Raw genomic sequence first — 5,928 nt, 5'->3', positions numbered from 1 at the left:
GAGAGGTCGAGGCCCTTCACGCTCATGCCGCGCTCGATCGCGCGCTCGGCCATGCGCAGGCCGATGAAACCGCCAATTCCCGTGATGGCAATGGTCTTGTCGGAGAGATCCATGGGGGTTCCTCGCTACCTGTAGTCAGGGATGGAGCAAACACGGAAGACGGGGCTTTGGCAAGTGTGCGCGAATCTTTTCGTGCACGTGCACGTGCACGTGCTCGTGAACGATGAGAGATTTTCAGGCGCTGACGGCGCGATTCGCCGGCTCACTTCTCGCCCATGAAGTTCTTCCAGAGGCCTTCCATGGTGGTGTCGTAGATGCCGTTTTTCACTTCGTTGTAGGGGGTGATGTTGATGCCGCGCACGACGTAGCGTGAGCGCGGGTCGCTGCTGCCGGGAACCGGGCAGTCGAGGATGTTGATGCAGGCCGGGTCCTGTTCGAGCTTGCCGTAGACGTGGGCGTCGGCGCCGAGCACGTGGGCGATGATGACGCGGTTGACCGCGCCGTGGGCGACAAGCAGCAGGGTCTCCCAGCCGCTCTCGCCCATGAGCTTCTCCCACGCCGGGACGACGCGGGCGGCAAGCTCGCCGAAACTCTCGCCGCCGAAAAAGCGTGCCTCGCCGGGACTGGTCACCTGCATGGCGCCCATGAAGGCGTCGCGGATCTGCTGGGGATCGATCTTGGCAAATGAGCCGCCGCGAATTTCCTCGAACTCGGGCTCGACGCCGATCTCGAGCTCACGTCCGCCAAGCGCGAGCTCCGCGGTCTCGATGGTGCGCGGCAGGCCGCTTGTCACCACGCGGTCGATCTCCACTTCCGAGAGGGCGTCGGCGGCAGCGAGCGCCTGCTTTCGCCCCCGGTCGGTGAGCTTGACCGTCGTGGGCTGTACGGGCTTGCCGCCGGGAAAGTAGGAGACCTCGGCATGTCGGAGAAGATAAACGCGGCGTCGCATGAGTTTTTCCTATTCCAGCGCGGCGGGCGCTTCGAGTTCGCGGGCGAGGTAGTCTTCGTCGACGGGGTGGCGTGCCAGACCCATCTGCGCGGCGGTAAATGCCACGGCGCGGGCGACGGCGGCGTGCACGCGCTTGTCGAGCGGGGAGGGGAGAATCTCGTCTGCCGGCGCGAGCTCTGCAATGGCATGGGCGGCGGCGGTGTACATCTCCATGGTCAGGCGGCGAACGCCCGCGTCGATGGCGCCGCGCCAGATGCCCGGATAGCCCAGCAGGTTGTTGACGAAGCGCCCGTCCGTGGCCAGCGCGGCGCCGGCCTTGAGCGCTTCTTCGGGGCTGATCTCGGGATTGGGATTCGAGAGCGCGAGGATGATCTGCCCGTCATGGATCATCTCGGGCTTGATGAGTCCCGGCACGCCGGTCGTTGAAATGACCAGGTCGCAGGTCTCCATGATCTCATCCAGATTGCTGATCTCACCGCCGACCTTTGCGAAGCGATCCTGCGCGTCGGTGTTGAGATCCGAAGCAATGACTGCGTGCTCGACAAAGCCCATGAGCAGGCGCGCGATAGCAAAGCCCGCGCCGCCAAGGCCCACCTGGCCGATGCGGATGGCACCGGGGTCCTTGCCGGTCTTCTGGCAGGCGGAGATCATCGCCGCCAGCGCGACCACGGCGGTGCCGTGCTGGTCATCGTGCATGACGGGTTTGTCGAGCGCTTCGATCAGCCGGTCCTCGATCTCGAAACACTGGGGCGTCTCGATGTCTTCGAGGTGGATGGCGCCGAAGCTTTTTTCGATGTGCAGGATGGTGTCGACGAATTCCTTCGGATCGCGCGTCTCCAGCAGGATGGGCACGGCGTTGAGGCCCGTGAACTGGCTGAGCAGTGCGGCCTTGCCCTCCATCACCGGGAGCGAGGCGAGCGGGCCGATGGCGCCAAGGCCCAGCACGCGCGAGCCGTTGGTGCAGATGGCCACCGTGCGCGTCGCCCACGTGTAGCGCTCCGCCAGGCTCACGTCCTCGGCAATCAGGCGCGAGACGTTGGCCACGCCCGGGGTGTAGACCTTGCGCAGGTCGCCCAGGTTCATCACCGGAAAACGCGGAACCGTCTTGATCTTGCCGTCCTGATGGAGCGAGAGCACTTCGTCGCGCACTTCGAGAAGCGTAACGAGATCGGGCAGCTCCTCGCGGATGCGCTTGACCAGGTGATCGAGTTCCTCTTCCTGCCGGAAGAGCACGTCGATGTCGCGCATGGTGTAGCGACTGCCCTGTTCGAGGGTGCGGATCTCGCCCACGTAGCACTCGGTCTCGCCGATCAGCGTGGTGAGCTTGCCCAGCACGCCCGGCGTGTTGCGGTTCTTGCAGCGGAGCGTGCGGATCAGAAGATTCTTTGAAAACAGCATGGGCCTTGTCGCTTAAGTTCAAAGGGGCGGCCGCAGTGGCCGCCCCCGGAAATTACGTTCTCGTATGCTTACGCGCCTTACTGGGCTTCGTCCAGCACATTGCGCACCTGATCGACGAGCTTGAGGGCCTCGTCCATCGGGCGCTTCCAGGAATTGCGGCCGATGATGAAGCCGAAGCAGCCGCCCTGGGCGCAGGCGCGTGCGTTCTCGATCACATCGGCGTCGGTCTTGCCGCCGCCGCCGGAGAAGAGCACCGGAATGCCCTGCGTGGCCTGCACCACGCGGCGCGCGCGCTCGGTCTTCTGCTCGGCCGGCGAGAGCTTGCTGAGGTGATCGGCTTCGAGCTCGCGGTAGTAGCTCGGGATCTTTTCGTTGGAGACGAAGTCGGCCTTGGGCGAAGAGGGAAGGTTCGACTTCACGATGGTCGCGCCCATCTCCATGGCCAGACGCGCGGCCGATTCAAGGGCGTAGGAAGTGTCGCGGCCGCCCTTGGCCTCCATGGCCTCGCCGCGCGGGTAGGCCCAGATGATCAGCGGCAGTCCGAAGCGCTCACAGGCCTTGCGGACCTGGGCGAGCTGCGGGAGGTCTTCGTCCTGGCGGGGCGATCCATAATAGAGGGTGTAACCCACGCCCACGGCGCCAAGGCGCACGGCGTCTTCAATCGAAGAGGTATAGGTCGAAAGAGCCCTGTCGTCAGAGGGGATGCTCGTCTTGCCGTTGATCTTGAGGATGAGCGGCAGCCGTCCCTCGGCCTTGCTCCAGTAGCGCTCGGAAATGCCGATGTGGAAGGCAACGGCGTTGAACTTCGCGCGCTCGCCCAGTTCGAGAATCGATTCCGGGCGCGCGGGGTTGGCGCCCTTGGCCTCTGCTTCGAGATGGCGGCAATCGTGCTCGATGAACTGGTCATAGGGCAGGATCATGCTCGTGCCGTTCTCACGGACGAAAGTGCGGACGCGGGCGATCTCGCCGGTGCTGAAGTGTGCCCTGCGAAAATAGCGGAGCGGATCGGTCTGGCTCATCGGTATTCCCCTTGCGGATCCCTGGGCGGTTCCCAGCGCCCTTTCTAACCGCGCGGGGGCGCCCAAGCAAGGCCCGCCCGCCCGCGCCGCCAGATTGTTGCCGCAGGCCGCGTCCCGGGGCCGATGGACCGGCGCCGCCGCGTGGTTTATGGAGTGCGGCATGCGGATCATCGCCGGAAAATGGGGCGGGCGGCAGCTCGCGGCCTTTCGGGCCCCCAACGTGCGCCCGACCACCGACCGGGTGCGCGAGGCCGTGTTCTCGGCGGTGCACGCGGCGCTTTTGAAGCGCGAAGAAGACTTCGAGGGCCTCCACGTGGCCGATCTCTTCGCCGGAACGGGCGCCCTGGGTTTTGAGGCCCTCTCGCGCGGGGCGGGGCGGCTCACCCTGGTGGAGTCGAGCCGCCGGGCGGCGGCGGTCATTCGCAAGAACATCGAGAGCCTTGCGGCCGGTGAGCAGGCGCGGCTGGTCGAGAGCGACGTGCTGGGCTGGTTGGCGGCGCCCGGAGAACCGGAAAGCGCCTGCGGGCTCGTCTTCGCCGATCCTCCCTACGGTCTGGGCAAGGATGCGGAAATCCTTGATCTCATTGCCCGCTCGGCTAAAGTGGCGCCGGGCGCGCTGGTGATTATCGAGCGAAGTGCCCGCAATCCGGCGCCTGAGACGCCCCCGGGACTCGAGCTCACCCGCTCGCGTTCCTACGGTGACACGGCCGTCGATTTCTACGAGAAAGACACGCAGTGAGTCCCACCCCCAACAAAGAGCGCATCGCCGTCTACCCGGGTTCCTTCGACCCGCCGACGATGGGACACCTGAACATCATCGACCGCGCGGCCGAGGTTTTCGATCGCGTGATCGTGGCGGTGGCGATCAATGTTTCCAAGCACGGGCTATTCAGCCGCGAGGAACGCGTGAGCCTGCTCAACGGGCTGGTGGCAGACCGCCCCAATGTCTCGGTCGACAGTTTCCAGGGATTGCTGGTCGATTACATGGACAAGAGCGGATACACCACCGTGCTGCGCGGCATCCGCACGGTCTCGGATTTCGAGTCCGAGCTCCAGATGGCCCAGGCCAACCGGCTGCTCAAGGAAAACGTCGACACGGTCTTCATGATGACCGACGCGCACTACTCGCACCTTTCCTCGAGCATCATTCGCGAGATCATCACCCTGGGCGGTGATACAAAGGGAATGGTTTCCCCACAGGTGGAAGCCGCGCTCAAGGAAAAGCTCGCTCCCAAAGACTGAGATTCGTGCGCGTGAGCCGCCCGGCGCCGCGCGCACCTGCTTCCCAAATTCCTCCCAGCATCAGGAGATTCGCTACCCATGGAAGTTCGTCTGAGTGATCGCGCCAAGGCGATTCAGCCCTCCCCGACACTGGCCATCACGGCCAAGGCCAAGCAGCTTCGCGCCGAGGGCAAGGATGTCATCGGCTTCGGTGCCGGTGAGCCCGATTTCGACACGCCCGAGGAGATCAAGCAGGCGGCCATTGCCGCCATCAACGCGGGGCAGACCAAATACACGCCGGTGGGCGGAACGCCCGAGCTCAAGAAGGCGATCGCGCACCGCGTGAGCGAGGACTACGGGCTCGACTACAGCGCCGACGAGATTCTCGTCTCCTGCGGCGGCAAGCACTCGCTCTACAACCTGTGCCAGGCGCTCTTTCAGGACGGCGACGAGGTCATCGTGCCCGCGCCCTACTGGGTGAGCTACCCCGAGCTGGTGAGCATGGCCGGTGCAAAGCCCGTAGAAGTGCTGGCCTCGGACGAGCAGAACTTCTGCATCACTCCCGAGCAGCTCGAAGCGGCGATTACGTCCAAAACCCGCGGCATCTTTCTGAACAGCCCGTCCAATCCCACCGGTGCCATGTATACCGAGGACAAGATCCGCGCGCTGGCCGCCGTGCTGGAAAAACACCCGAACATCTGGGTGATCAGCGACGATATCTACATGAAGCTCACCTACGGCGATGCGAAGTTCTTCTCCATCGCCACGATTTCGGATGAATGGAAGGCGCGCACCATCGTCGTGAACGGCGCCTCGAAGGCCTATTCCATGACGGGCTGGCGCATCGGCATTGCCTGCGGCGATGCCAAGGTGATCAAGGCCATGACGAACATGCAGAGCCAGTCGACCTCGAACCCTGCGAGCATTTCCCAGGCCGCGGCCGAAAAGGCCTTCAACATGGACCAGTCCATCGTGGGCGAGATGCTCAAGGCCTTTGACGAGCGCCGCCAGTGGATTGTCAAGGCGCTCAACGAGATCGAGGGTGTTTCCTGCAACGACCCGGAGGGCGCGTTCTACGTGTTCCCGAACATCAGCGGGTTGCTAGGCAAGAGCGCCGGCGGCAAGAAGATTGAGACCGACATGGATTTTGCCGCATGGCTGCTCGAAGAAGCCATGGTCGCCGTCGTTCCGGGAACGCCTTTTGGCGCGCCCGGCTACATGCGCCTTTCCTACGCAACCAGCATGGAGAACATCCAGAAGGGCGTGGGCCGCATCGCCGAGGCGGCAAAGAAGCTCAGCTAGCGCTGCTGCAAAAAGAAACAAAAAGCGGCCCCGCTCGGG

Annotated in this window: 6 protein-coding genes; 3 read left to right on the top strand and 3 right to left on the bottom strand. The window is 64.3% G+C overall.

The genetic code is table 11. The annotated features are described in order from the left end of the window. Window positions 1-262: 262 nt before the first annotated feature. The 3 genes from KDH09_05975 to KDH09_05965 form a co-directional block, all read right to left on the bottom strand. Window positions 263-949 (bottom strand): histidine phosphatase family protein, encoded by a 687-nt coding sequence (locus KDH09_05975; GenBank protein ID MCB0219225.1) that lies wholly within the window; start codon window positions 947-949, stop codon window positions 263-265. Window positions 950-958: 9 nt separating this feature from the next. Then, on the bottom strand, window positions 959-2,344 hold the full coding sequence (locus KDH09_05970; protein ID MCB0219224.1) for an NAD-dependent malic enzyme: 1,386 nt from the start codon (window positions 2,342-2,344) through the stop codon (window positions 959-961). Between the two features lie 80 nt (window positions 2,345-2,424). Next, complete coding sequence (locus KDH09_05965; protein ID MCB0219223.1) at window positions 2,425-3,366, bottom strand: fructose-bisphosphate aldolase; 942 nt, start codon at window positions 3,364-3,366, stop codon at window positions 2,425-2,427. A 160-nt stretch (window positions 3,367-3,526) separates the two neighbouring features. On the opposite strand from KDH09_05965, the gene rsmD reads away from it, so the two are divergent. From rsmD to KDH09_05950, 3 genes are all read left to right on the top strand, one after another. Beyond that, complete coding sequence (gene rsmD / locus KDH09_05960) at window positions 3,527-4,105, top strand: 16S rRNA (guanine(966)-N(2))-methyltransferase RsmD (protein MCB0219222.1); 579 nt, start codon at window positions 3,527-3,529, stop codon at window positions 4,103-4,105. A 59-nt stretch (window positions 4,106-4,164) separates the two neighbouring features. Next, the gene (coaD, locus tag KDH09_05955) at window positions 4,165-4,608 is read left to right on the top strand and encodes a pantetheine-phosphate adenylyltransferase (GenBank protein ID MCB0219221.1); all 444 of its coding nucleotides are present in this window, start codon (window positions 4,165-4,167) and stop codon (window positions 4,606-4,608) included. Window positions 4,609-4,686: 78 nt separating this feature from the next. Then, the gene (locus KDH09_05950) at window positions 4,687-5,889 is read left to right on the top strand and encodes a pyridoxal phosphate-dependent aminotransferase (protein MCB0219220.1); all 1,203 of its coding nucleotides are present in this window, start codon (window positions 4,687-4,689) and stop codon (window positions 5,887-5,889) included. The last annotated feature ends 39 nt before the right edge of the window (window positions 5,890-5,928 follow it).

Source organism: Chrysiogenia bacterium, from assembly GCA_020434085.1.
Taxonomy (GTDB): Bacteria; JAGRBM01; JAGRBM01; order JAGRBM01; family JAGRBM01; genus JAGRBM01.
This window is presented reverse-complemented; position numbering and strand designations above follow the sequence as displayed.

What these genes read in the sequence shown, in the direction of transcription:
- KDH09_05950 (MCB0219220.1), top strand. Translation starts at nt 4,687, where the DNA reads ATGGAAGTTCGTCTGAGTGATCGCGCCAAGGCGATTCAGCCCTCCCCG.
- KDH09_05965 (MCB0219223.1), bottom strand. Translation starts at nt 3,366, where the DNA reads ATGAGCCAGACCGATCCGCTCCGCTATTTTCGCAGGGCACACTTCAGC.
- rsmD (MCB0219222.1), top strand. Translation starts at nt 3,527, where the DNA reads ATGCGGATCATCGCCGGAAAATGGGGCGGGCGGCAGCTCGCGGCCTTT.
- coaD (MCB0219221.1), top strand. Translation starts at nt 4,165, where the DNA reads ATGGGACACCTGAACATCATCGACCGCGCGGCCGAGGTTTTCGATCGC.
- KDH09_05975 (MCB0219225.1), bottom strand. Translation starts at nt 949, where the DNA reads ATGCGACGCCGCGTTTATCTTCTCCGACATGCCGAGGTCTCCTACTTT.